This window comes from Achromobacter sp. ESBL13 (genome assembly GCF_036668755.1).
Lineage (GTDB): Bacteria > Pseudomonadota > Gammaproteobacteria > Burkholderiales > Burkholderiaceae_B > Achromobacter.
In genome coordinates this window covers 53,379-77,135 of sequence record NZ_JAZEVT010000005.1, presented here as the reverse complement: position 1 = coordinate 77,135, position 23,757 = coordinate 53,379, and the positions used below count along the sequence as shown (strand labels likewise).

Genomic DNA, 23,757 nt, shown 5'->3' with positions numbered 1-23,757 from the left:
AGCAACGCAGCCCATCGCGAGCCCTCCCCCTTTATGTCCAATGTCCCTTCAGCGCCGGTCAACAAGCCGGGTCTTGCCCTTAGCGATTTGCACTTTCCTGTCGTGGGCCTTGGCGCCTCGGCAGGGGGCATCGACGCGCTACAGGATTTCTTTTCGAACACCCACCACGAATCCAACATGGCATACGTGGTGATCGTGCATTTGTCGCCCGACCACGAAAGCGTGCTGGACAAGATCCTGCAAGCCACGACCCGCATGCCGGTTGTGCAGGTGACCCACCCGCAGCGCATCCAGAGCAACCACGTCTACGTCATACCGCCGGCCTCGGTGCTGTCGATGAACGACGGCTATTTAAGCGTGTCGGCCTCGCGGCAACCGCAAGGCACGCGTGTCGCCATCGATGAGTTCTTCCGCACCCTGGCCGATGTGCACACCACGCGCGCGGTCGGCATCGTGTTGACGGGCGGCGGGTCCGATGGGTCTGTAGGATTGGCGCGCATCAAGGAACAGGGCGGCGTCACGTTCGCGCAGCAGCCCGAAGACGCCGAACACGACGCCATGCCGCGCAACGCCATCGCCACGGGCATGGTGGACATCATCCTGCCGGTTGCGGCCATGCCCGAGCGGCTCAAGCAGATTGCCGACAACATGGCGGCCATCCACATCCCGCAGCTGGCTCAGACCACCGAATCGGCGGCCGACGCCATGCACGAAGCCGATCCCGACAAGGAAGACCGCAACGCGTTACGCGACATCCTGACATTGCTGCGGGCGCGCACCGGCCACGACTTTCGCCATTACAAGACCGCGACGGTCTTGCGGCGCATTGAACGGCGCATGCAGGTCACCGGCGTGTCGACGCTGAACGCGTACGGCAAGCTGTTGCAAGAGCGCACGGATGAAACGCCGCTGTTGCTGTCGGACATGCTGATTGGCGTGACGCAGTTTTTTCGCGACAAGGAAGCTTTTACGTCGCTGGACAACTTCGTGCTGGCCAAGCTGTTTGAGCGGCATCAGAAAAACCCCGGCAGTCCGATGCGCGTGTGGGTCGCTGGCTGCTCGACGGGCGAAGAAGCGTATTCGCTGGCGATCATGCTCAGCGCGCGCGCCGACGCGCTCAATTACAGCCAGAAGATCCAGCTGTTCGCCACCGACATTGACGAGGCCTCGCTGGCTACCGGGCGCGCCGGCGCGTATCCCATGGCGATCGAGGCGGACGTGCCGCCGAGCCTGCTGCAAGGCCATTTCAGCCGGCAAGAGCACGAATACCGAATCAAGAAAGAAGTACGCGAACGCGTGCTGTTCGCCGTGCATAACGTGCTGCGCGATCCGCCGTTCTCCAAACTGGATCTGGTCAGCTGCCGCAATCTGCTGATCTACCTGGACCGCGAGGTACAGCAAGACGTGCTGCGCATGTTCCACTTTGCGCTCAAGCCGGGCGGATACCTGTTCCTGGGCAGTTCGGAATCGGCGGATGCGTGCCCGCGATTGTTCCAGGTGGTGGACAAGCGCAACCGTATCTACGTGGCCAAGGAAACGCCCACGCAGTTGCGCAACGTGCCGGCGTTGCCGGCCGCGCATGCGTTCGAGCGCCCCAGCAACGCCCCCGCGCCCCTGACGCGCAACCGCCACAACAAGGTGTCGTACGCCGACGTCCACCAGCGCGCGCTGGAGATGTACGCGCCGCCCAGCGTCATCGTGGACGCGGAAAGCGACATCGTGCACATGTCCGAGCGGGCGGGCCGGTTCTTGCGCCATGGCGGCGGCGAGCCGTCGCGCAACCTGCCGTCCCTGGTCTATCCGGAATTGCGCACCGAACTGCGCACGGCCATGTTCCAGGCGCTGCACACGCGTAAAAGCGTCGAGGCGCGTCGCGTCAAGATGAAGATCGGAGACCGCCAGACCTACGTCAACATGGTGGTGCGGCCGTTTCGCCATGAAGAAACCTCCAACGACTACATGCTGGTGCTGTTTGACGAAGTGGAAGACGTGATGAGCACCGAAGGCGTCGCGTCAACGGTCGGCACATCGGCCGTATTGACGCAGCTGGAGGCGGAACTGCAAGGCACAAAGGACCAGCTGCAATCCACGATCGAGCAATCCGAGACCTCCACCGAGGAACTCAAGGCCTCCAACGAAGAGTTGCAGGCCATCAACGAAGAACTGCGCTCGGCCACCGAAGAACTGGAAACGGGCAAGGAAGAGTTGCAGTCGGTCAACGAAGAACTCATCACCGTCAACGCCGAACTGAAGTCCAAGGTGGACGAGACGGCCAAGATCAATGACGACTTGCAGAACTTGATTGCGTCCACCGACATCGCCACGTTGTTCGTGGACCGCAAGATGCACATCCAGTGGTTCACGCCGCGCGCTACCGACGTTTTTAACGTCATTACCAGCGACGCGGGCCGCTCGCTGCTGGACATCACGCATCGGCTGGACTACCCCGACATGGCGCGCGATGCGGCGGGCGTGTTCGAATCCCTGCGCGCGGTCGAACGCGAAGTGTGCAGCGACGCCGGCCGTTGGTATCTGGCAAGGCTGCTGCCCTACCGCAGCGCCGAACATCGCATCGAAGGCGCGGTGCTGACCTTCATCGACATCACCGACCGCCGCCAGGCCGAGGACCGCGTCCGCCTGGGCGAAGCGCACCTGAAGCTGATGACCGAAAGCGCGCGCGACTTCGGCATCCTGACGCTGGACAACAACGGCATCATCACCAACTGGAACGTGGGCGCCGAGACCATGTTCGGCTACACCCGCGCAGAGGCCATCGGCAAATCGTTTTCCATCATCTTCACCGATGCCGACAACGAAGCTGGCCGCCCCCAGAAAGAACTGGAGCGCGCCAGGCATATCGGCTATGCGCCCGACGAACGCTGGCACCGACGCAAGGACGGCGGCCTGATCTTCTGCACGGGCGGCGTCAACCGCATGGACGATCCGCACTATCAGGGCTTTGCAAAAATCGTGCGCGACGTCACGGAACTGAAGCTACGCGACGCCGAACAAGAGTCGCGCCTGGACCGCGCACGCGCCGACAACGTGCTGAAGGATGAATTCTTCGCCATGGTGTCGCACGAGCTGAAGCATCCGCTGAACCTGATCCAGCTGAATGCCGAATTGCTGGCGCGCACCCCGGCCGTGCGTAATTCCCCGGCAGCAGCGCGTTCGGCGGACCTGATCCAGCGGTCGGTCAAGGGCCAGGCACGCATCATCGACGACCTGCTTGACCTGTCGCGCGTGCGCACGGGCAAGCTGGGTCTGAATCAATCGATATTCGATATCACCGCCATTGCCACCAACATTCTTGAAGTGCTGGGCCCCGTGGCCAGCACGGCGGGCCTGACGCTGCGCGGCGAGTTCGACGCCAACCGCGCCATACATCTGAACGCGGACCCGTTGCGCGTCGAGCAGATCATCTGGAACCTGCTGAACAACGGCATCAAATTCACCCCGCCGGGCGGCACCGTTACGCTGAAGCTCGACGTGGAAGATGATCGCCTGCGGCTGGATGTCATCGATAACGGTCAGGGTATTGACTCCCAGTTCCTGGGCAAGGTGTTCGACATGTTCAGCCAGGCGGACTTGCGCCAGCGCAATATGGCCAGCCCCGGTTTGGGTATCGGCCTGGCGGTGGCCAGCGAACTGGTCAAGGCGCACGGCGGCACCATCCAGGCACATTCGGATGGCCATGGGCGTGGCGCGCGCTTCACCGTGCGCATGGCACTGGCCAGCACGCAGCAACAGGAAGTCCAGCTGCCGCTACCCGGAGAAAGCCCCCTCAAGGGCCTGAGAGTGCTGATCGTGGACGACTCCGAGGACATTCTTCACATCATGCGAGAGCTGCTCGAAATGGAAGAGGCGTCCGTCACGGCCGTGGGCAGTGGCCGCGAGGCGCTGGAGGCGTTCGCGCAAGGGCAGTTCGACCTGCTGCTGTCCGATATCGGCATGGCCGACATGGACGGCTATGAACTCATCCGCGCCATCCGCGAAGAGCATCCGGACAGCGCGGTGCCTGCCATCGCCCTGACGGGCTTTGGTTCGAAAGAAGACATGAACGAGGCGCTGCAAGCCGGCTATTCCGCGCACATCAGCAAGCCGGTGTCGCTGGACAACCTGCTGGACATCGTGCGCCATCTGCGCGACGGCGGGGGCTGAGCAGGGGACGCGGGCGTCGCGGGGGCGGGCGCGGCGCCCTTCATAGGCCGGGCGCGGCGCTCATCGGGCGCCTGCCGCGCCGCTCATCAAGCGCCGGCCTGCCCTTGCCCGGAACTCCGGTGGCCCGCCAGCACCTGGAACGCCCGCGCCACATCATCGGGAATTTCGGTATCCAGCACGTCGTGCTTCCACCCCCGCTTGGGCGGCCACGGCACGCCCAGCAGCGCCAGCTGCTTTTGGTTATAGCCGCCGCCCGCGGTTTGCCATCGCAGCAGCCATTCATTGGTGACTTCCATAAAGCCCACCTCACAGAAGGAATGGCCGCTATCGCAGCCAGATCGCTACCGCCCATACCACGAGCAAAATCGCCACAAGCGCTCCGATAAAGGTTGCGAACTGCCGCCACGGCCCACGGCCGGAAGTGGACTTGCGCGCAGCGTGTGCTTGAGCTTCGTCCGAAGACGGCTGAGTCGGGTTTGGCGTTTTCATTTCAGCTCCGATCCGCCCGAACGGCGGCGATGCCTGGCAATGAGCATCCAGCACGTAGCGTTCCCGGCCGATGCCCCAGGGGTCCCGCCACGCTATGCCGTCTAGTGCTGCCAGACTATTGCAGCTGCCAGGGTCTGCGCTCATACTCGGCGCTCACACAGACATCAAGGTTCCGAGATGGAAAAAGACATCCAAAATCAGGGTGCACAGGCCGCCCGGAACGGGTGGAGCCTGTTCGATTGCCCCTACCTGCGGGCCCAACAAATGCCCGGCCACACCGGCGAGCCCATCTCTGAATGGCGCGCAAAAGTGGCAGCCTGGGAAGCCGGCTGGAAGACTGAAGTGGAAAGTTGGCTGGGTCGTTCGCAACCGCCCTCCGTCGTTTGCGATACGCCCGTACTGCACTGACGACGGACGCTTCCCCCACACGATCCGGGGCGGGTCCGGTACTTGCTATGGCCCCTCAGGTGCACAAGGCGGACGCTGGTCCGCGGCATTCGCAACTGTGGAGGGAGACCTGATCATGGCTCGGAATACCAACACGCAAGACCGCCAGGCTGCCATTGCGTGTGAACTCGGCGTCCAACAAGGCTTTGACTCGGCTCGCGAGCTCGAAAGCCGGGTCGCATTCCTGGAGAATTATTTATCAGACACCGGAAAATCCGGCTATGTGCTGGGCATCAGCGGCGGCGTGGATTCGACGGTGGCGGGGAGAATGGCGCAGTTGGCCACCGAGCGGCTGCGGCTGAAGGGCCGCCGCGCGTTTTTCGTGGCGGTGCGTTTGCCCTACGGCGAGCAGCACGACGAAGGCGACGCGGCGCGCGCGCTGGATTTCATTCGCGCGGACCACGTGATGCAGGTCGACATCAAGCCGGCGGTGGACGCCCAGCGTGACGCGCTGGAGGCAGCGGGATTGGTATTTACCGACAAGGCAGCGGAAGACTTCGTGGCCGGCAACATCAAGGCGCGCCAGCGCATGGTGGCGCAATACGCGATTGCCGGCGCGCTGGACTGCCTGGTCATCGGCACGGACCAGGCGGCCGAAGCGTTGATGGGCTTTTTCACCAAGCACGGCGATGGCGCGGCCGATCTGCTGCCGCTGCGCGGTCTGACCAAGCGGCGCGTACGCGCATTGGGCGTCGTGCTGGGCGCACCCGCCAGGCTCATCACCAAGGCGCCCACCGCCGACCTGGAATCCCTGCGGCCGGGCCTGCCGGACGAAGTGGCATTGGGGGTCGCGTACGACGAAATCGACGATTTCCTGGAAGGCCGGCCGGTGCGCGATGATGCCCGCCAGACGATACTGAAGCAATACGACGCAACGGCGCACAAACGGCTGCCGCCCGCCGCGCCGGCGCTGGGCGCTGACGGCAACCACAACGACGACATATTTCCGTCCGCCGCCTAGCACCATGCAGGCGTTCGCCGTCGGATAGTGATCCGGCGACGGTACCGGGCTATCAAGGTTTGGCGCGGGGCAGCGGTGCAGCCCCGCGCTGACTCATCATCACGCCATGCCGTGGTACTTGCGCCCGATCTCCATCGTGGCGCGGTAGAAGCCTTCCTTGCTGCCGCAGTCATAGCGCACGCCGTCGTACTCGTAGCCGTAGACCTTGCGGTCCTGCAATAGCGAGGCAATGGCGTCGGTCAGTTGAATTTCGCCGCCCACACCGGGCTGCGTGGCCTTGAGCGCGTGAAAAATCTGGGGCTCAAGAATGTAGCGGCCCACCACCGCGAGCTCGCTGGGCGCGTCCTCGGGCTTGGGTTTTTCCACGATGCCCGACACCTGCACGACGCTTTGCGAGGCCGGCTTGCCGGACACGATGCCGTACTGGTTGGTCTGGCTGCGCGGCACGTGTTGCACGGCCAGCACGCTGCCTTCGAATTCGCGTGCCACTTTCATCATTTCGCCGATCACCGGCGTGTCGGCGTCGATCATGTCGTCGGCCAACAGCACCGCGAACGGTTCGTCGCCAACGATGGCCGCGGCGCACATCACGGCGTGGCCCAGCCCCAGCGCGGCGGGCTGACGCGTGTAGACGCATTTGACGGAATCGGGAATCACGTTGCGCACGCTGTCCAGCAACGCCACCTTGTTCTTCAATTCCAGGTCGCGTTCCAATTCGGGCATGCGATCGAAGTGGTCTTCAATGGCGCGCTTGTTGCGGCCGGTGACGAAGATCAATTCGGTAATGCCCGCCGCCACGGCCTCCTCGACGGCATATTGGATCAGGGGCCGGTCAACGATGGGGAGCATTTCCTTGGGCATGGCCTTGGTGGCCGGAAGGAAACGCGTGCCCAGGCCGGCAACGGGAAATACCGCTTTACGAATGGGAAGCATGGCTTGGCTCTCAGTGTGATGACAACCCGGAACGGGGTGCCGGAATTGAGCAAAAATCGTGCCCGTGATCCGGGTTGCCTGGGAGCCGGTGGCATCACGCCAATTTATCGGTGGCGCCCGGCCCCTGACCCAGCTCCGCGCCCGTCGCCGGATCCGCCGAGGGGTCCGACGCGGTGCGCGCCACCATGGCTTGCAGCGCCAGCGTTTCTTCTTCGGTCAGCCCCACGCTGGCCATGCCGTCGCCGTCGATGGCGCATTGTTCTTCGCGGGCCGTCACGTAGGTGAAGTTCTCGTCGCTGTTCCACGAGCCCCGCATATCGCCTTCGCCCTGCGACATGTTGAAGTACACGTTGGCAAAGCGCGGATCGCCGGGCAGCTTTCCGGGCGGGAAGTTGGGCTCCATGGAATACAGCGCCTTTTCAAAGGACCGCTGGTGCGACACTTCGCGTGTCATCAAAAAGCCCAGGGCTTCCTTGACGCCCGGGTCATCCGTGGCGTTGATCAAGCGTTCGTAGATGATCTTGGCGCGGGCTTCGGCGGCAATGTTCGAACGCAGGTCGGCGGATGGATCGCCGATGGTATCGATGTACCCCGCGTTCCAGAGCTGGCCACCCGAATTGGTCAGCGCCGGCCCGCCGCCGTACAACACTTGCGTCACGTGCGAGTCGTTGCCCGGCCCGTTCAAGCGACGGTAAATCTCGGCTTCGGATTCCGTGGCTTCGGCCAGCGCGCCCTTGGCGCCCTTGTTCAACATGGCCACCAAGGTTCCGATCACTTCCAGGTGGCTCAGTTCTTCAGTGGCGATGTCCAGCAGCATGTCTTTGCGGCTGGGATCGTCTTCGGCGATGGCCTGAGTGAAATATCTACACGCCGCCGCCAATTCTCCTTGCGGCCCGCCAAATTGCTCCAGCAGCAGGTTCGCCAGACCGGGATTGGTCTGCGAGACTCGGACGGTGTACTGCAATCGTTTGTTGTGAGCAAACATGGTTATCTCCTTTGACGCCGATCCCCTAGTGGTCCGGCTGCGGCGACCTACGCAACCGCCATGCCGAAAAGGCCTACGCCTGCCTGAGCTGGCCTTCACGCGCGGCGCGTGCATCGTCCATCGATTCCGCGTAGCCGTCGTCATGCGGCATCGCGCCCTTGCGGCTGGCTTGCAGGTCCCACAGCGCGCGGAACGGCCCGCGCGCATGCAGCAGTTCATCCAGCGTGCCGTCTTCAACCACCGCGCCGTTTTCCAACACCACAATGCGGTCGTAACGCGCCAATGAAGACAGGCGGTGCGCGGCGGCCACCACGGTACGGCTGCGCATCAGTTCCGCCAGGGCACGCTGGATCAGCATTTCGGAATGGCTGTCCAGCGCGGACGTGGCTTCGTCCAGCAACAGGATGGGCGCATTTTTCAAAAAGGCGCGGGCTATACCGATGCGCTGGCGTTCGCCCCCGGACAACATCGCGCCGCGTTCGCCCACCACGGTGTCATAGCCCTGCGGCATCTTGCTGATGAACTCGGCGCAATGCGCCTGCGCGGCGGCTTGCAGTACCTCTTCCTCGGACGCATCCGGCCGGCCATAGCGGATGTTCTCCATCACGCTGCGGCGGAACAGGCTGATGTCTTGCGGCACCACCGAGATCGCGTCCTTCAGGCTTTCCAGCGTGGCGCGGCGGATGGGCTGGCCGCCGATCAGGATGCTGCCGGAGTCCGGTTCGTCGGCTCGTTGCAGCAGCGAAAGCAGCGTGGATTTGCCCGCGCCGGATGCGCCGACCAAGCCGACCTTCTGCCCTGCCGGTATCGTCAACGACACGCCGCGCACCGCGCGATTGCCACCCGGGTAGGTGTAGTGCACGTTGTCGAACACGATGGATGCGGATTCCGGGCGCAGCGGCCGCGCGTCCGGCAGGTCCGGCACGGCCGGCGGACGCGCGACCACGCGCAGCATTTCGCCGATGACGCCAAACTGCTGGGCGGTGCCGACCAGCGCCAGGGCCAGGTCGCGCGACCCATGCAGAATGCGAAAGGTCAGCGCGCTGACGACCACCACATCGCCCGGCGTGGCGTTGCCCCGTTGCCACGAATGCAGCACCCAGAACAACATGGCGCTGGCCGCCAGCCACAGGCAGGCATCGTGTATCACGCGGGCCTTTTCCACGTACATCCAGCTGCGGCGTTGCGCGCGGGCTTCTTCGCCCAGCGCCCGCTCCAGCCGTGCGCGTTCACGCGCCTGTGCCGAAAACGCCTGCACCGCCCAGATGTTGGAAATGGCATCGACGATTTCGCCACCCACATGCGCCGCCTGTTCGCCATAGTGCTGGTGCAGGCCGCGGCCCCGGGCGCCAAAGGCGATGATGACCGCGCCCAACACGATCACGAAGCAGAGCAAGGCGGTGGCCATGCGCCAGTCCACCGTCGACAGCACGACGATGGCGCCGATGAAGTCCACGCAAGGCGGGATGATGCTCCACACCGCCGCGCCATAGATCGCGCCGGCCGCCGTGGCGGTGGCGGTGATGCGGTTGGCCAGGGCGCCGGAATGGTGCTGGCGGAAGTAGCGCGTGGAGTGGTGGCTCAGGTGCTCGAACAGTTCCACGCGCAAGGCCGCGCAGGCCGCCACGATGTTGCGGCAGCCCAGCCAGCCGCCGCTGCGCCACAACGCCGCTTCGACGGCGATCAGCGCCAGGAACACGCCCAGCGGCCACCACACATCTCCGGCCGACGCCTGCCCGCCCGCCATGGCATCCACGATAAGCTTCATTGCGTACTGCACGGCGACCGAACACGTGCCCGCCAGCACCACCACGAAGGCCAGCAACCCGAACGCCAGCCGCCGCTGCGCAACGTAGCGCCAGATGAACGCCAACGGTCGCGTGGGCAATGCTTCTTGATCCGACGACATGGTTCAACTCCCTAGAGCAACAGCGCGCGGCGCGTCCAGCAAGCCGGCCGGGCCATCGCCAAAGCGCGCCGCCTGTTTGCGCAGCTCGACTTCCAACGGCGCATAGACCGCGCGTTGGCCGATGTCCGACGGCGCGCTGAGCAGGCCGGTCGAACAGTAGCGGTCGTCTTCCCACCCGGGGTAGTCCGTGACCGGGTACAGGCAGATGCCCGCCACATCCACCCCCGCGCCGCGCGCGAGCAGCGCCTGGTCCGCGACGTAGCGCAGCCACGGCGCGCGCGCCGCGCCTTCGGCGCCTGTCTCGGCGATCAGGATCGGGCGGCCATGGCGTTGCGCCTGCTCTGCCAGCAATTCAGCCAGCGGCCGGTAGCGCGGATCGTCATGGCGCAACTGCGGGCCGCAATGCAGCCACTGGTTGTGCGGGTAGTAATTGACGCCCACGATATCCAGGTAGCGCTCGTCCCCACCCAATTCCGGCTGGACGCGGCCGGTAATCATGTCCACGGCCTCGAATTGCGAGGCGTTGGCGGCGGCGGCCGGGACGTCGTCACCCGGTTGCCACGGATGCACCGCGATCATCGGTTCGGCGGCCAGGAAGCGGGCGCCGGGATCGATCTCGCGGATGGCGTCCGCGGCCTGCACAAAGGCGCGCACCAGTTGCCGCTTAAGCTCGCCTCCCCGCCCGATGCCGCAAGGGCTGAAGTGCGCCATGTCGCCGCCCGCCCAACTCCAGTAAGAGATCTCGTTGATCGGGCAAAACCACGGCGGCAGGTCCGACTCCTGCGCGATCAGCCGCGCGACGGCGGCGGCATAGCGCGCAAACGCCTCGGGAAATCGGCTGGACCAGATGTCGATCCACTGCGGCCAGCCAAAGTGGCATAAGTCCCAGATGACCTGCATGCCGCTCGCGCGCGCCGCCCGCAACATGGGCAGCACGCTGGACCAGTCGTAGGCATAGGGCGCCGGGTTGACCAGGTGCCAGCGCACGCCGTCGCGCGCGGTGCGCAGGCCCAGCGACACGGCATGCGCATAATCCGACTCGGCCCATTTTGCATGGCCGGTGGACGCCAGCAGATCCAGCTGGCGTCCGTCGGGAAAGCGGTGGCATGAACATTCGAAACCCGCCAGAAAAGCGCTTTGAAAGTGCATCGGCGCCCCCGCTCAGGCGACAAGCGCGGTGTGCACCTCGGCATTCTTCGCGGCGATGGCCTCGTACGTGGCCAGGGCCTGCGCGACCACCTGGTCCATGTTGTAGTAGCGATACGTGGCCAGGCGGCCTACGAAATGCACACCGGGGGTGGCATCCGCAAGGGCCTGGTAACGCTGGAACAGCGCGGCGTTTTCGGGGCGCGGAATCGGGTAGTAAGGGTCGCCCTGCGCCGACGGATATTCATAGGTGATGGCCGTGCGCGCATGCTGCTGGCCGGTCAGATGCTTGTATTCCGTGACGCGGGTATAGGGCACCTCTTCGGACGGATAGTTCACCACGCCCACCGGTTGATGCCATTCCTCGTCCAGCGTTTCGTGGCGGAATTTCAAGGATCGATACGGCAGCGCGCCGAAGCGATAGCCGAAGTATTCATCGATGGGGCCGGTGTAGATCAGGCCATCGAAGGTGAACGCGGCGCGGGCCTCTTGATATTCCAGCCCCAGGGCCAGCGATATGTTCGGGTGGTCCAGCATGCGTTCGAACATGCGCGTGTAGCCGTGCAGCGGCATGCATTGATGGCGGTCGGTGAAGTAGCGGTCGTCGGTGGACAGGCGCGTCGGTACGCGCGCGGCCACCGAACGGTCAAGCTGCGACGGGTCCAGCCCCCACTGCTTGCGCGTATAGCCGCGAAAGAAGGTCTCATACAGTTCACGGCCCACTTGCGACACCACGAAATCTTCCGACGTGGCCACGTTGGCGATGGGCTCGGCCACCGACTTCAGGAAGCGCTCGGCCTCTTCGGCCGAAAAGCGCTTGCCGTACAGCTTTTCCAGGGTGGTCAGGTTGATGGGCATGGGGACCAGCCCCTTGGGTGTTTCCGCCAGCACGCGGTGTTCATAGCTGCGCCACGCCGTGAAGCGCGACAGGTATTCCAGCACCTTGGCGGAGTTCGTGTGGAAGATGTGCGGGCCGTAGCGATGCAGCAGCAGGCCGGCATCGTTGAAGTAGTCGTACGCGTTGCCGCCCACGTGCGGACGCTTGTCCACCACCATCACGCGCTTGCCGCTGCCGCGCGCCAGCCGTTCGGCAAGCACGCTGCCGGCAAAGCCCGCGCCCACGATCATGTAGTCGTAGTGCCGCACGGTGCCCGCCGACTTGACGGCGCGCGCGGGTTCGTGCGCCGCCGCGCGACGCGTTGCGCTGCTGGTGTAGGCGCGGTTCATCACGCGGCACATCCCGTCCCAACTGGCGTCCCACGACATCCCGCGCAGCGCGTGGTCGGCCTTGGCCAGCAGGATGTCGGGCGTTCTGGTGGCCTGCAACGCTGCCGCCGCGGCGTCCGCGAAGGCGGGCGCGTCCTGCGCGATGAACACCACGTCTGACCCGCCATAGGTGCGCACCACGTCGTTGATGGGCGTGGACACCACGGGGCGCCCCGCCGCAAGATATTCAGGCGTCTTGGTGGGACTGATGAAGCGCGTGGATTCGTTCAGCGCGAACGGCATCAGCGCAACGTCCCAGCCCGCCAGATAAGCGGGCAACTGATCGTAGGAACGGGGTCCCAGGTAATGGATGTTGGCGGCCTGCGGCAATTCAGCCGGGTCGATCTTGACCACCGGGCCGATGAACACGAAATGCCAGTCGGGCGCCAAGGCCGCCACCTCGGCGACCAGACGCGCGTCAAAGCGTTCGTCCAGCACACCGTAAAAGCCCAGGCGAGGGCCCGGTATTTCTTGCAAGTCGGCCGGAATTTCCGTGATGGAGCGCGCCTGCCCGAAGTGCGCGCAGTCCACACTGCTGGGAAACGCGTGCACATTGGGATGCAGGCGGCTCTTGGATTCATACAGGCTATGGCCGCCGCAGAACACCACGTCGGCGCGCGCCAGCAAGCGCTTTTCCATGTCGACCAATTCTGGCGGCGCGCCGCGAAATGCCGATAGCTCGTCCATGCAGTCGTACACGACGAGGCTGGCTTCGACCTGATCCGAGAACGGCAGGCTCATGGGCGTGTAGTACCAGAGCACCGGACGTGTCACGCCGTCGGCCCAGAGCTTTTCCTGCAACAGCCGGCGGTGGCTTTCCACCCAGTTATCGCGGGCCAGGTGCGGGGTCAGCACGGTCACGCCGTTGCACTGGTTTTCTTCCAGCCAACCATGCCGGGCGCTGTCCACCCAAACCGGCTCTTCAACGTAATAGACGGTGTGCAAGCGCGCAAACCGCGTCATCAGATGTTGGGGGCGTTGGAACACGAAGTTCCAGCGCAAGTGCGAAAAGCAAACGATGGCGGGAGTATCGCGGGCCAACCATGAGCTGCCCGACGAGGCATCTTCAAGATAGGTGCGTCCGGCTGCCGGCTGGTCGCCGGATCGAGAGTCGACAGTGCTGCTCATGGGGATACTCCAAGGAAGAAATAAAGGGCGACGGAATGGCGAGACGGACGTCGCAATTGGCGTGCCGAAAACTTGCCGGGAACGCGGTGAAGACCGGGTTTATGTGGGGCCGGGTCACTGCGCCGGATCACTGCGCCGGATCTGGGTAGTGCGTGCGCGGGCACGCCAATTGCTCGCCTGACGCATACGTTTGAACCCGCCAGGAGAGTCCTCATGCCGCAGTCCCCAACAGACGGTTCCCGCAAGACCATCCCCGGCCAACCCGACGTCAACGCCGGCGCGTTGCGGCCGTCAACCAAACCGCAGGCGTCGCGGGACATTCCGGACATAGACCATCCGCCCGCCGTGCGCAGCCACGAGGGCACGGGCTTTGACCGCGCCGAAGCACAGGAAGAAGCCGAAGCGCGCACCGGCACGTTGCCCGGCTCGAACGACACGCGCCCGGCGCCCCGGCGCGAGGAGTCGGAAGAATGATCGTCGAAACCTTTCAGCGTCCCGACGGCAGGTGGAGCTTTCGTGGCATTGCCATGCTGGGCGTGCAGCAGGACGCCCGCGCCTATCCCACCTGCGAAGCCGCCGTGCAAGCCGCCCGCGCCGAGTATCCGGACTACGCGGTGTCCATCGTTGAACCTGAAATCCAGGAGCCCCCCATGAAGCCCACGCAAGCAGAGAAAGCCACCAATCCGCCCACCGCCGGCAGCGGCGCGGTGGAACCGTCCACGGAAGATCAGGTGGACATTGCCAACCGGGTCCAGGACGGCATCAAGCACGCCGATGACCATGGCGAAAAAAGCCGGCAGCCGCCGACCCGCGCGGGCGGCGTCAAACCCATGGACGGCAACCCCAGCCCCGAGCGCGACACCGAAGCCGATACCTTCAAGCCGGCGGACGACACGCCGGCGGTGTTGCCCAAACGCTCTGGCCCGGTCTCGCAATGAGCGCGCCCGCGCTGCATGCCGGCCCGGCCGCCGCCCTGCCCCGCCGCCATCCCTGGGCGGGTTTTTTATTGGGTTTCGGCATGGGGGGCTTTTTTGACGGCATCCTGCTGCATCAGATATTGCAATGGCACCACCTTCTTTCCGGTCTGAACGCGGCATCACTGGCTGACCTGCGCGTGCAGGTGGTGGCCGACGGCGTTTTTCACGCGCTGATGTATGTGGTGGCCGGGGCAGGATTGTGGAGTCTGTACCGCTCCCGCAATGCCGGCATGCCGCCGCGCAAGCGGTTGCTGGCCGAATTCCTGATCGGCTTTGGCGTGTGGCATGTGATCGATGCCGTGTTGTCGCATTGGGTGGTGGGCCTGCATCGGCTGCGCATGGACGTGGCCGACCCATTGCCATGGGAGCTGGCGTGGCTGGCCCTTTTTGGGATGGTGCCGCTTCTGGCGGGGTGGGTGCTGCGGCGGCAAGGCCCTGGCGCCGGCAGCGCGGGCGGCGCTGCCGTGTCCGCGTTGCTGGCCATGGTCATCACCACGGCGGCGGCCCTGAACCTGTATCCGGTGTCGGCGCCTGCGCAGGACACGTCCGTCGTGGTGTTGCGGCCCGGCGCCAGCGCGGCCGGTCTGCTGACCGCGCTGGACGGCACGGACGCTCGGGTGGTGTGGGCGGATGCGTCGGGCGGCGTGTGGGTATTGGTGGATGCGCCCCGGGCGACGCTGTTTTCCCTGTTTGGCGCGGGGGCGCTATACGTCAGCGGCGCCAGCGCACCGGGCGGCTGCTCGGCGTGGGTGGCGCCGCGCGGCGGGCAAGCCTGAAAGGTGCCGCCCAGGGTGCTTCCCGGGACTGCGCTCCCTGGGACGGCGCCCGCAGGAAAGGCGTTCTTTTTGGGCACGGCACTTGCTGTATAGGACCGCGGCCTGCGCCGCACCCCTTGCAGACCCGCACGGCGTGGGCGGGACCCTACAACACACGTCCTTGGATTACAGGATTGACCATGGCCTCCCCCACCCTGCCCTCCGTGCCGCAAGCCGCCCCCCTGCCGCTGACCGGCGCCGCGACCTCGCATGCCCTGACTCCCCCGAGCCGTCTGCCGCTGACCGGTCCCACGACCGGCTTCCGGCTGTCACTGGGCATTCTGCTGGCCATCGTGTTCTGGATGGTGGCGGGCTCGCTGCTGGTGACGCTTTGGTTGGCGTCGCAGCGGCTGGCGTAGCCGGCCGGAGGCGCCCGCCCATGCAGGGCGCCATCCGTTCAGGCCGCCATCTTCTTGCAGCTGTCGGCGCAGCGCCGGCAGGCTGCAACGCAGTCGTCCATGCCGCCGACGCCTTCGCAGCTGTCCGCGCACGCGGCGCATATGTCGGCGCACGCGCCGCAAACACGGTCGTGTTGCTCGATGCCGATCAGCATCGTGTGCGCGGCCGTGCGGCAAATTTCGGCGCAGGCCATCATCAGGCGGAAGTGTTCGGGTTCGACATGTTCACCGCCCGCCTCCAGGCAGTGGTTGGACGCGGTTTGCAGGCAGTGCCGATAGCAGGCCAGGCAATTGTCGATGCAGGCTTCCATTTCTTTGTTCACGGCGCTCATTGTTGATCTCCTTGCGGTTATTCCGGGATGGAACCGCAAGGGCCGCAAATCGCATTCCTGCCGCGCCCGCGGCACCAGTCAAGTGATGTCGGTTTTTGCCAGCGGCCCGTCGGTGGTCGCCGCCAGGCTGCGCAGCTGCTGGTAAGCCGCCTCCCATTGGGCCACCGACGCCCGCAACCGACTCGACTCTTGCGCCGACCCGCCGCCCGTTGCGATTTCTTCACCGGCCAGCAAAATACGCTCGCGCAAAAGGCGCGCGGCGGACCAGATGGCATCGTCGACCTGCTCGGCCTGCGCGGCGTTCAGCGAGGCGGCCGAGAATGCATGTCCGGTATGGCAGCGATACCGAACCGGCAGGCCCGCGTCCACGCGCCAGACCACGCCGCCACATTCGGGGCAGGTGAGCCCCGACTGCCGCCCGATGCGTTCCAGCACGGCCGCCGAGGACTGACCCGTTTCCGTCATGCGAGATTCGGTGCGCAGCGTTTCCGACGGCCCGCTGCCCGCAGCGCGCGGCGCCACCGTTGTGTTGATCGCTTTAGCCATCGCATTTCCAATTTGTTGAAGCGGCAGCACCTGCGCCGTGGGCACTGCCGCGATTGCGTTGGCCGGCATGTCCTGCGCGACGCTGTCCTGGGGGTCTTGCACGATGGCAAAACCGCCGCACGCGTGCACCGACTTCAGCCCCGCCGAGCCATCGTCCAGGCGCCCGGTCAAGACGATGCCCACGACGCGAGGCCCATAGTGCACGGCGGCGGAACGAAACAACGGGTCCGCCGCCGGCCGCGTGAAGTTTTCCTTGGGGCCACGCGTCAACACCGTGGCGTCATGCTGCAAGATCATGTGCCGGTCGGGCGGCGCGATGTAGACGACGCCGGGCGCGAAGGGTTCGCCGTCCTCGGCATGCTGCACACGCCAGCGTGTGCGGTTTTGCAGCAGGCTGGGCAGTACGCTGCGGTACCCGTCTACGTGCATCGCCACGAAAACCGATGCTCGCAAGCCCGGGTCCAGGTCGCCCAGCAGGACCTCCAGCGCGGCCAAGCCGCCCGTGGAAACCGCCACCACCACAATGTCTCGGTTTTGCATGATGCGCGCCCTTTTGTGCCGAACAGCGTCCGGCCCATCGACCGGCCTTTTTCAACGGCCGAATAGGTTGGTCTTGTGCCCGCCCGAACCCGCCTTGCCGCCTGGAATCTGCCCATCGGGCGCGGGGTTGGCCGACGAGCCCTTGACCGTGCCCTGGCCCTGCACGGGCTGCGACGGCGTGGTGCCCGGCGCGGCCTGCGGCACGGTAGGCGGCGGGCGCGACGGGTCGCCCTTGGACGGTGCCGGAGCACCGCTATCCGGGGCGGGTCCCTTGGGGGCCGGCGTGCCGGCGGGCGGCGGGCCACCCTGCCCCGCCGGGCCCGCCGGGCCACCGGCCGACTGCGCGAACGTCAGTGGCGCCCAGCCCAGGCCCGCCGCCAACGCAAGGGCAAGCGCTGAGCGGCGCGCCCGATGCAAACTGTGCCCAGGATGTGTCATGGCGCATTCTCCTTTAAGGCTTGCTACGCGAACCGGCGCCGCGATTGCGCTGGCTCTGCTGGTCCTGGCCGGTGCCGATCTGTGTGACATGGCCTTCTTTCTTGCTGCGATTCTGCGTGTCGCGGTGGCTGGCCTGCGCTTCGCGCGGGGTGTCATCGGCGGTGGGATTGGGCTTGTTGTCTTTGGATTTCATCGCGAATTCCTTTTAAAAAGTGGCGCTGATCTTGCAGCAAGCGGCATTCCCGAAACCGCAGTCGCATGGCACCGGGAACCCCCGTTTTTTGGGGTGCGTCCCGCATAGGTATGTAGATTTTTCCGACCGGGACACCAGTGATTCCCCGTGCTAACGTCGTCGAATATCATCTTGCTTTTCCCATTTTTGGAACGACATGACCCTTTCCAGTGCCGCTTTTGTTGTGGGTATCGGTGCCTCCGCCGGCGGCGTGGAGGCTCTGGAAGGGTTTTTTGCGGGCATTCCCAAGGATCCCGACATGTCGTTCATCGTGGTGACACATCTGGGCCCGGGCCGCGAAAGCCACCTGCCCGAGCTCATCGGCCGCCACACGTCCTTGCCGGTGAACTCCGCCGAGAACGACATGGCTATCGAGATGAACCAGGTCTATGTACTGGCGGCGGACGCCGACATTTCGGTCAGCCAGGGTCGCATCAAGCTGGCCGCAACGTCCGGCCAGCGCAACGGCCGACGCCCCATCGACCAGTTCTTCACGTCGCTGGCCAAGGACTACGGCCCGCGCGCGGTGGGCATCGTGCTGTCGGGCAGCGACACCGACGGCACCCTGGGCCTGAAGGCCATCAAGGAATTTGGCGGCATCACCATGGCGCAGGCCCCCAATGGCAACGGGCCGGCCTATGCAGAAATGCCCGACAGCGCCATCGGGGCCGGCATCATCGACTTTGCGCTGCCCGCGCTGGAAATGGGCACGCGCCTGCACATGCTTGACGCTGCGCCGGCCTCGCCGCTGAGCCTGTTAAAAGCTGACGAAGACGAGGCCATGCCCCCCGAAATGGAAAAGATCAAGGCCGAAATCTATGCGCTGCTGCTGACCCGAACGGGCCATGATTTCAGCGGCTACAAGAGCAAGACCTTCATGCGCCGCGTGCATCGCCGCATGAAGGTGAACCAGTCGGAATCGCTGGACGCCTACCTGACGTACCTGCGGCAAACGCCCCAGGAAGCCGGCGCGCTGTTTCGTGACCTGCTGATCAGCGTGACGGACTTCTTTCGCGACCCCGAGGCCTTTGATGCGCTGGCCAAGCTGGTGGTGCCGCAACTGCTGGAAGGCCGCGGCGTGGGCGATACCGTCAGGGTGTGGGTGCCCGGCTGTGCGACCGGCGAAGAGGTCTATTCGCTTGCCATCCTGCTGCGCGAACACATGGAGAAAATGGAGCTGCCTCCGCGCGTACAGCTGTTCGCCACCGATATCGACGAACGGGCGCTGAATATCGCGCGCACCGCCCGCTATCCGGGCACGCTGCTGGACAGCGTCAGCCCGGAACGCCGCGAGCGCTTCTTCATTGCCGACGGCGAAAGTTACGTGGTCAGCAAACAGATCCGCGAACTGTGCATTTTTTCGCCGCACAGCGTCCTGCGAGACCCGCCCTTTTCCCGCATCGACCTGGTGTCATGCCGCAACCTGTTGATCTATTTCGGCGGCAACATTCAAAAGCAGGTGTTCCCGACATTCCATTACGCGCTGCGCAGCGGCGGCTATCTGTTCCTGGGCATGTCGGAAAACACGACGCAGTTCTCCGATATGTTCGGCGCCGTGGACAAGAAGCATCGCATCTTTCAGCGGCGCAGCGACATCGCCGTGCGCCCGCGCCCGCACTTCAACCTGCCATCGACGGGCATGGCGCCGTCGCAGGACTTGCTGCATCGGCGCCTGCCGGCCAGTGCCACGGGGCTGCGCCAATCCATCGATTCGCAGGTGCTGAACCAGCACGCGCCCCCGCACGTGCTGGTCAACAAAGATGGCGACGTGGTGTATTACTCGGGCCGCACCGGCAAGTACCTGGAGGCCGCGGCGGGTGTGCCTACCCGCCAGATTCTGGCGATGGCGCGCAAGGACCTGCGCCTGGACCTGCGCGCGCTGCTCAATGACGCCATGTCCACCGGCGTGACGGCCACGCGCCATAACGTGGCCATCGAAGGCGATGACGGCCGCGTACAACTGCTGCGCCTGACGGTGGACCCGCTGCTGGACAACCGCGAAGGCGAACCGCTTTACCTGGTGTTGTTTGCCGACGACGGCCCGCCCGTCAGCCGCGAAGAAGCCGACGCCTATCTGCATGCCGCGCACATCGGCGCGGCCGAACAGATCGAAAGCGAGCTGCGCGAAACGCGGGACCGCCTGCAAGCGACCATCGAGGAATACGAGACGGCGCTGGAGGAATTGAAGTCGTCCAACGAAGAGCTGGTGTCCGTCAACGAAGAACTGCAATCGTCCAACGAGGAACTGGAAGCGTCCAAGGAAGAACTGGTGTCGCTCAACGAAGAGCTGCACACGGTGAACGCCGAATTGCAAGGCAAGGTCGACGAGCTGGACCGCAGCAACAGCGACCTGCACAACCTGTTTGCCAGCACCGCGTTCGCCACGCTGTTCCTGGACGGCAACCTGGTGATACGCAGCTTCACGCCACCGGTATGCGACGTGTTCCGCATCCTGCCCAGCGACCGTGGCCGCCCCATCACCGACCTGGCCAGCCGCGTCCCGCTGCCCTCGTTCGCGCAGGACATCCAGCAGGTTTTCCGGACCCAGGAAGTGATCGAGCGCCGCATCGAAGGCGACGGCGACGCCAAGCACTACCTGCTGCGTCTGGCGCCTTACCGCGATGCGAACAACCGCGTGGATGGCGTGGTCGTGACTTTCATCGACATCACGCAGATCACGCAAGCCGAAAAGCGGCATCGCATCCTGATCGCCGAACTGCAACACCGCACGCGCAATCTGCTGGCGCTGGTGCAGAGCATTGCATACCGCACCCTTGGGCGTGGTGAGCCCTACGACAGGTTGGACAGCCGGCTTTCGGCATTGAGCCGGGTGCAGGGCCTGCTGAGCGATGCGTCGCACGAGGCCGTCGATTTTGGCGAAATCGTGCGGCGCGAACTGGATGCCGTGGGGCATGGGCAGCACGTGTCGGTGCAGGGCGATCCCACGTTTGTCAGCGCGGAATGCAGCCAGTCGCTGGCATTGGCGCTGCACGAACTGGGCACCAATGCGCTCAAGCATGGCGCCTTGAAATACGCCGGCGGCCAGTTGCAGGTGCAATGGCACACGAAGCCCCAGGGCGACGGGCAAATGCTGATTGTGGAATGGCACGAGTCCGGCCTGCCCACGCCGCCCGACACGCGGCGCAAGGGCTACGGGCGCGAACTCATCGAACAGGCGCTGACGTTCACCCTGCAAGCGCGCACGTCGCTGGATTTCAGGGAAGACGGTTTGCGCTGCCGCATCGAAGTTCCATTACGGCCGTCGACCCACTTCACGATCGCGGCCAAGTAAAAGGATCACCATGGCTGAAACTCTCCCACTGTCGGCTTGCAAGTTGCTGATCGTTGAAGACGAATACGTCATTGCGGAAACGCTGGCGGAAGCGCTACGCGAAGTGGGCGCCGAGATCATTGGCATGATCGGGTGGCTGGACGAGGCGACGCGTTTCGTCGACACACACGCGGGGCAATTCAATTGCGCGGTGGTGGACATCAATCTGCACGGCACGCTGTCTTATCCGCTGATTGATGCATTGACAGCGCAGGGCGTGCATGTCGTCCTGCTGACGGGGTTCGGTGTCGAGGCCCTGGAAGCGTGTTATCGCGAATTCCCCCGTTGCGAAAAGCCCTTCAACCAGGCGCGGTTGATATCGATGCTGCTGTCCAAGTTCGGCCGGTAACCTGCCGGCGCTGCACCGCGGCACAACATTTGCTGCCCACCGCGAGTCCAACCTTGCGGAGGCGGTATGTTGAGTCAATGGATTTCCGGGACGCGCGCACTCGCGGACCATCCCATCGCCCTGTGGCTGATCGCGGCGGCGGTCGCGGCCACCCTTTATCTAATCTTGATCTTTGCGTTCCGCCTGGTGCGCACGCGGCTGGAGCGGCGCGCGGCGCAACCCGGCCACGGCATGGCGGCCGGCGCGATCCGCGTCATGCAGCGCACCAGCTGGATCCTGCTGGCCATCTTCGCCTTGCTGATCGGCATCGACGTGGCGGGGGCGCCTTTTCCGTGGAGCGAAGGCGGCGCACAGCACCTGTGGTTTGTGCTGATCGCGCTGCAACTGGCGCTTTGGCTGGACCGTGCGGTGGACGTGGGCTTGAGCCGCGCGCTGCACCACCGGGGCACCGTGACGGCCACCTTGCTCAGTTTCCTGCTGCGGGCGCTGGTGTGGGTGATTGCCCTGCTGGCCATGCTGGACAACCTGGGCGTGAACATCACGGCGCTGGTCGCCAGCCTGGGTATCGGGGGCGTGGCCGTGGCCTTGGCGGTGCAGACCATCTTGAGCGACCTGTTCGCGTCGATCTCCATCGGGCTGGACAAGCCCTTTGAAGCCGGCGACTTCGTTGTGTTCGGGCAGGTGGCCGGCAGCATCGAACACGTGGGGCTGAAGACCACGCGCATCCGCAGCCTGGGCGGCGAGCAGATCGTCTGCTCGAATACCGAATTGCTCAAGCAGACCATCCAAAACTACAAACGGATGCAGCAACGGCGCATCGTGTTTTCAGTACGCATTACGTACAAGACCGACGTGGAAAAAGTGGCCGCCGTGCCGGGCATCATCCGTTCGCAGATCGAGGGCCAGAGCGACACGCGCTTTGACCGCGCGCATCTGGCCCGGTTTGGCGAGGGCGCGCTGGAGTTCGAGGCGGTCTATTACGTGCTGACGGCGGATTACAACCACTACATGGACATCCAACAGGCGATCAACCTGGGGATCATGCGCGAGTTGCAGGCAGCGGGCATTGCGCTGGCCCTGCCGGAGCAGATTCTGCATATGCCCCGGGACGCGGCGCCGGCGGCGGAGGATGCTACGGGGAATCTGCCCGGAAATACGGCGGGATCCTCGCCCGCCACGGGCGGGGGATCGGCGGGCGGCGGGGCGGCAGGCGGGCGCAACCCGGGTGGGAATGCACCGCCCGCGCCGTTTCCGGCGTAGTCGCCAGGCCGGGCGGAAACGCCCGGCCTCTAGGCCATCACAGGCCGCGCGTGCTGCGCAGCCACTGCTGGTCGGCGACGTTCGCGTCGCCCAAGCGGTCGATACCGGGGGTTTGTTGGGGGTCCAGGCCCGGCATCGGGTTGGGCAGGGCATCGGGCGGCCAGCGCCCGTCCTTGTCCCGCTCCTGGCCGGGCGCGCGGCGGTCGGGATTTTCGGCCGGGGATTGGTCGGGCTGGCCTTGGTTGGGCTGGCGCTGGTTGGGCTGCGGCGAGGTCGGTTTTTGCTGCAACGTCGATGGGATGCTCATGGCTGGCTCCTGGCGTTGATGGGGCAACGGCCCCGGATGATGAAATGACGGATGTCGGAATGTCGGATAACGGAATGCCAGAGCAACTGCCATGCCCGCGAGGCCGTCGGGAACGTGGTTTGCTTCAGGGCACTCTCCTGGGGCAATGGCCATGACAAGGCGGCCCCCCCTTTCCGGAGCGCAACGATGAACGCTATCGAACGAGTCGCGACATTCATGCAGGAAAACGACCTGACGCTGGTGACCGCCGAATCCTGCACGGCGGGGCTGATCGCGGCCACGCTGGCGGACATTCCCGGCGCCGGCCAATTACTGGACTGCGCCTTCGTCGTGTATTCGGTTCAAGCCAAGCAGCGTTGCCTGGGGGTGCCGGCGTCCACCCTGCGCTCGCACAACCTGACCAGCGAGGCGGTCGCGCGCGACATGGCGTTGGGCGCGGCGCGCAAAAGCCCGGCCAACGTGGCGGTGTCCAATACCGGCGTCACCGACGCTACCGATGACGAGATCCCCAGCGGCACGCAGTGCTACGCCTGGGTCTTCAAGATGGGCAATGCCGACGCGCACCCGGTGGTGTTTACCGCCACCAAGCGTTTCTCGGGCGACCGCAACAGCATCCGCAAAGCCAGCGCCGAATACGCCCTGCAAGGGGTGGTGGACCATTACCGGGCGCTGCGCCAGGGCGCAGGCTAGACAGGGCCGGGGGGATCGCCGCGCCGCCGCGCCACCATTGCACGCGTGACGCAAGATGATTTCGTTCAAAGCCGATTCATAACGTTCAAGCGCTTGAAGGTGGGCAGCGCTACGCTG

At 65.1% G+C, this 23,757-nt stretch carries 22 protein-coding genes; 11 read left to right on the top strand and 11 right to left on the bottom strand.

The window, feature by feature from the left end:
- Positions 1-33 precede the first annotated feature (33 nt).
- On the top strand, positions 34-4,161 hold the full coding sequence (locus V6F88_RS19440; protein ID WP_332611544.1) for a CheR family methyltransferase: 4,128 nt from the start codon (positions 34-36) through the stop codon (positions 4,159-4,161).
- 86 nt (positions 4,162-4,247) lie between these two features.
- On the opposite strand, the gene V6F88_RS19435 is transcribed toward V6F88_RS19440, so the two are convergent.
- Positions 4,248-4,457: a hypothetical protein gene (locus tag V6F88_RS19435; RefSeq protein WP_046807136.1), complete on the bottom strand. Its 210-nt coding sequence runs from the start codon at positions 4,455-4,457 to the stop codon at positions 4,248-4,250.
- 370 nt (positions 4,458-4,827) lie between these two features.
- Between V6F88_RS19435 and V6F88_RS19430 the strand changes: the two genes are divergently transcribed.
- Positions 4,828-5,058: a CrpP-related protein gene (locus V6F88_RS19430; RefSeq protein ID WP_332611543.1), complete on the top strand. Its 231-nt coding sequence runs from the start codon at positions 4,828-4,830 to the stop codon at positions 5,056-5,058.
- Positions 5,059-5,173: 115 nt separating this feature from the next.
- Positions 5,174-6,058, top strand: a complete 885-nt coding sequence (nadE, locus tag V6F88_RS19425) for an ammonia-dependent NAD(+) synthetase (RefSeq protein WP_332611541.1) — start codon at positions 5,174-5,176, stop codon at positions 6,056-6,058.
- Between the two features lie 99 nt (positions 6,059-6,157).
- Here the strand turns inward: nadE and galU are convergent, their stop codons facing one another.
- The 5 genes from galU to glf all read right to left on the bottom strand — a co-directional run bounded on the left by galU (position 6,158) and on the right by glf (position 13,425).
- Positions 6,158-6,991, bottom strand: a complete 834-nt coding sequence (gene galU / locus V6F88_RS19420; protein ID WP_332611540.1) for a UTP--glucose-1-phosphate uridylyltransferase GalU — start codon at positions 6,989-6,991, stop codon at positions 6,158-6,160.
- Positions 6,992-7,085: 94 nt separating this feature from the next.
- A complete protein-coding gene (locus V6F88_RS19415) occupies positions 7,086-7,976 on the bottom strand; it encodes a manganese catalase family protein (RefSeq protein WP_332611538.1) in 891 nt (296 codons plus the stop codon).
- Positions 7,977-8,049: 73 nt separating this feature from the next.
- Positions 8,050-9,885, bottom strand: coding sequence for an ABC transporter ATP-binding protein (locus tag V6F88_RS19410; protein ID WP_332611536.1), 1,836 nt, complete (start codon positions 9,883-9,885; stop codon positions 8,050-8,052).
- Positions 9,886-9,888: 3 nt separating this feature from the next.
- Positions 9,889-11,034, bottom strand: coding sequence for a beta-glucosidase (locus tag V6F88_RS19405; protein ID WP_332611534.1), 1,146 nt, complete (start codon positions 11,032-11,034; stop codon positions 9,889-9,891).
- 12 nt (positions 11,035-11,046) lie between these two features.
- Positions 11,047-13,425: a UDP-galactopyranose mutase gene (gene glf, locus V6F88_RS19400; RefSeq protein WP_332611533.1), complete on the bottom strand. Its 2,379-nt coding sequence runs from the start codon at positions 13,423-13,425 to the stop codon at positions 11,047-11,049.
- Between the two features lie 213 nt (positions 13,426-13,638).
- Between glf and V6F88_RS19395 the strand changes: the two genes are divergently transcribed.
- The 4 genes from V6F88_RS19395 to V6F88_RS19380 all read left to right on the top strand — a co-directional run bounded on the left by V6F88_RS19395 (position 13,639) and on the right by V6F88_RS19380 (position 15,576).
- Positions 13,639-13,899: a hypothetical protein gene (locus V6F88_RS19395; RefSeq protein ID WP_332611531.1), complete on the top strand. Its 261-nt coding sequence runs from the start codon at positions 13,639-13,641 to the stop codon at positions 13,897-13,899.
- Positions 13,896-14,363 carry a hypothetical protein gene (locus V6F88_RS19390; protein WP_332611530.1) on the top strand — a complete coding sequence of 156 codons (468 nt, stop codon included), beginning with the start codon at positions 13,896-13,898 and terminating at the stop codon, positions 14,361-14,363. The genes V6F88_RS19395 and V6F88_RS19390 overlap by 4 nt, the downstream gene beginning before the upstream one ends.
- Positions 14,360-15,178 (top strand): DUF2243 domain-containing protein, encoded by an 819-nt coding sequence (locus V6F88_RS19385; RefSeq protein WP_332611529.1) that lies wholly within the window; start codon positions 14,360-14,362, stop codon positions 15,176-15,178. Before V6F88_RS19390 ends, V6F88_RS19385 begins: the two co-directional genes overlap by 4 nt.
- Before the next feature lie 179 nt (positions 15,179-15,357).
- Positions 15,358-15,576 (top strand): hypothetical protein, encoded by a 219-nt coding sequence (locus V6F88_RS19380; RefSeq protein WP_332611528.1) that lies wholly within the window; start codon positions 15,358-15,360, stop codon positions 15,574-15,576.
- A 38-nt stretch (positions 15,577-15,614) separates the two neighbouring features.
- Here the strand turns inward: V6F88_RS19380 and V6F88_RS19375 are convergent, their stop codons facing one another.
- The 4 genes from V6F88_RS19375 to V6F88_RS19360 form a co-directional block, all read right to left on the bottom strand.
- Entirely contained in the window at positions 15,615-15,947 is a 333-nt protein-coding gene (locus V6F88_RS19375; RefSeq protein WP_332611527.1) for a four-helix bundle copper-binding protein, read from the bottom strand.
- 78 nt (positions 15,948-16,025) lie between these two features.
- On the bottom strand, positions 16,026-17,033 hold the full coding sequence (locus V6F88_RS19370; RefSeq protein ID WP_332611525.1) for a chemotaxis protein CheB: 1,008 nt from the start codon (positions 17,031-17,033) through the stop codon (positions 16,026-16,028).
- Positions 17,034-17,084: 51 nt separating this feature from the next.
- Positions 17,085-17,471 (bottom strand): hypothetical protein, encoded by a 387-nt coding sequence (locus V6F88_RS19365; RefSeq protein ID WP_332611524.1) that lies wholly within the window; start codon positions 17,469-17,471, stop codon positions 17,085-17,087.
- Positions 17,472-17,484: 13 nt separating this feature from the next.
- A complete protein-coding gene (locus tag V6F88_RS19360) occupies positions 17,485-17,664 on the bottom strand; it encodes a hypothetical protein (RefSeq protein WP_104144168.1) in 180 nt (59 codons plus the stop codon).
- Positions 17,665-17,860: 196 nt separating this feature from the next.
- Here V6F88_RS19360 and V6F88_RS19355 point away from each other — a divergent pair, with 196 nt between their 5' ends.
- The 3 genes from V6F88_RS19355 (at position 17,861) to V6F88_RS19345 (ending at position 22,643) form a co-directional block, all read left to right on the top strand.
- Positions 17,861-20,995 carry a CheR family methyltransferase gene (locus tag V6F88_RS19355; protein WP_332611522.1) on the top strand — a complete coding sequence of 1,045 codons (3,135 nt, stop codon included), beginning with the start codon at positions 17,861-17,863 and terminating at the stop codon, positions 20,993-20,995.
- Between the two features lie 10 nt (positions 20,996-21,005).
- Positions 21,006-21,383 carry a response regulator gene (locus V6F88_RS19350; protein WP_332611521.1) on the top strand — a complete coding sequence of 126 codons (378 nt, stop codon included), beginning with the start codon at positions 21,006-21,008 and terminating at the stop codon, positions 21,381-21,383.
- Between the two features lie 66 nt (positions 21,384-21,449).
- The gene (locus V6F88_RS19345; protein ID WP_332611520.1) at positions 21,450-22,643 is read left to right on the top strand and encodes a mechanosensitive ion channel family protein; all 1,194 of its coding nucleotides are present in this window, start codon (positions 21,450-21,452) and stop codon (positions 22,641-22,643) included.
- Positions 22,644-22,680: 37 nt separating this feature from the next.
- Here V6F88_RS19345 and V6F88_RS19340 read toward each other — a convergent pair whose 3' ends face one another.
- The gene (locus V6F88_RS19340) at positions 22,681-22,950 is read right to left on the bottom strand and encodes a hypothetical protein (protein WP_332611519.1); all 270 of its coding nucleotides are present in this window, start codon (positions 22,948-22,950) and stop codon (positions 22,681-22,683) included.
- 186 nt (positions 22,951-23,136) lie between these two features.
- Between V6F88_RS19340 and V6F88_RS19335 the strand changes: the two genes are divergently transcribed.
- Positions 23,137-23,640 (top strand): CinA family protein, encoded by a 504-nt coding sequence (locus V6F88_RS19335; protein ID WP_332611518.1) that lies wholly within the window; start codon positions 23,137-23,139, stop codon positions 23,638-23,640.
- Positions 23,641-23,757: the final 117 nt, after the last annotated feature.

Coding starts and splice junctions, on each gene's coding strand:
- V6F88_RS19355 (WP_332611522.1), top strand. CDS start 17,861: ATGACCCTTTCCAGTGCCGCTTTTGTTGTGGGTATCGGTGCCTCCGCC.
- V6F88_RS19390 (WP_332611530.1), top strand. CDS start 13,896: ATGATCGTCGAAACCTTTCAGCGTCCCGACGGCAGGTGGAGCTTTCGT.
- V6F88_RS19395 (WP_332611531.1), top strand. CDS start 13,639: ATGCCGCAGTCCCCAACAGACGGTTCCCGCAAGACCATCCCCGGCCAA.
- V6F88_RS19430 (WP_332611543.1), top strand. CDS start 4,828: ATGGAAAAAGACATCCAAAATCAGGGTGCACAGGCCGCCCGGAACGGG.
- V6F88_RS19370 (WP_332611525.1), bottom strand. CDS start 17,033: ATGCAAAACCGAGACATTGTGGTGGTGGCGGTTTCCACGGGCGGCTTG.
- V6F88_RS19335 (WP_332611518.1), top strand. CDS start 23,137: ATGAACGCTATCGAACGAGTCGCGACATTCATGCAGGAAAACGACCTG.
- V6F88_RS19380 (WP_332611528.1), top strand. CDS start 15,358: ATGGCCTCCCCCACCCTGCCCTCCGTGCCGCAAGCCGCCCCCCTGCCG.
- V6F88_RS19345 (WP_332611520.1), top strand. CDS start 21,450: ATGTTGAGTCAATGGATTTCCGGGACGCGCGCACTCGCGGACCATCCC.
- V6F88_RS19440 (WP_332611544.1), top strand. CDS start 34: ATGTCCAATGTCCCTTCAGCGCCGGTCAACAAGCCGGGTCTTGCCCTT.
- V6F88_RS19375 (WP_332611527.1), bottom strand. CDS start 15,947: ATGAGCGCCGTGAACAAAGAAATGGAAGCCTGCATCGACAATTGCCTG.
- V6F88_RS19360 (WP_104144168.1), bottom strand. CDS start 17,664: ATGAAATCCAAAGACAACAAGCCCAATCCCACCGCCGATGACACCCCG.
- V6F88_RS19435 (WP_046807136.1), bottom strand. CDS start 4,457: ATGGAAGTCACCAATGAATGGCTGCTGCGATGGCAAACCGCGGGCGGC.
- V6F88_RS19385 (WP_332611529.1), top strand. CDS start 14,360: ATGAGCGCGCCCGCGCTGCATGCCGGCCCGGCCGCCGCCCTGCCCCGC.
- nadE (WP_332611541.1), top strand. CDS start 5,174: ATGGCTCGGAATACCAACACGCAAGACCGCCAGGCTGCCATTGCGTGT.
- V6F88_RS19340 (WP_332611519.1), bottom strand. CDS start 22,950: ATGAGCATCCCATCGACGTTGCAGCAAAAACCGACCTCGCCGCAGCCC.
- V6F88_RS19350 (WP_332611521.1), top strand. CDS start 21,006: ATGGCTGAAACTCTCCCACTGTCGGCTTGCAAGTTGCTGATCGTTGAA.
- V6F88_RS19365 (WP_332611524.1), bottom strand. CDS start 17,471: ATGACACATCCTGGGCACAGTTTGCATCGGGCGCGCCGCTCAGCGCTT.
- glf (WP_332611533.1), bottom strand. CDS start 13,425: ATGAGCAGCACTGTCGACTCTCGATCCGGCGACCAGCCGGCAGCCGGA.
- V6F88_RS19415 (WP_332611538.1), bottom strand. CDS start 7,976: ATGTTTGCTCACAACAAACGATTGCAGTACACCGTCCGAGTCTCGCAG.
- galU (WP_332611540.1), bottom strand. CDS start 6,991: ATGCTTCCCATTCGTAAAGCGGTATTTCCCGTTGCCGGCCTGGGCACG.
- V6F88_RS19410 (WP_332611536.1), bottom strand. CDS start 9,885: ATGTCGTCGGATCAAGAAGCATTGCCCACGCGACCGTTGGCGTTCATC.
- V6F88_RS19405 (WP_332611534.1), bottom strand. CDS start 11,034: ATGCACTTTCAAAGCGCTTTTCTGGCGGGTTTCGAATGTTCATGCCAC.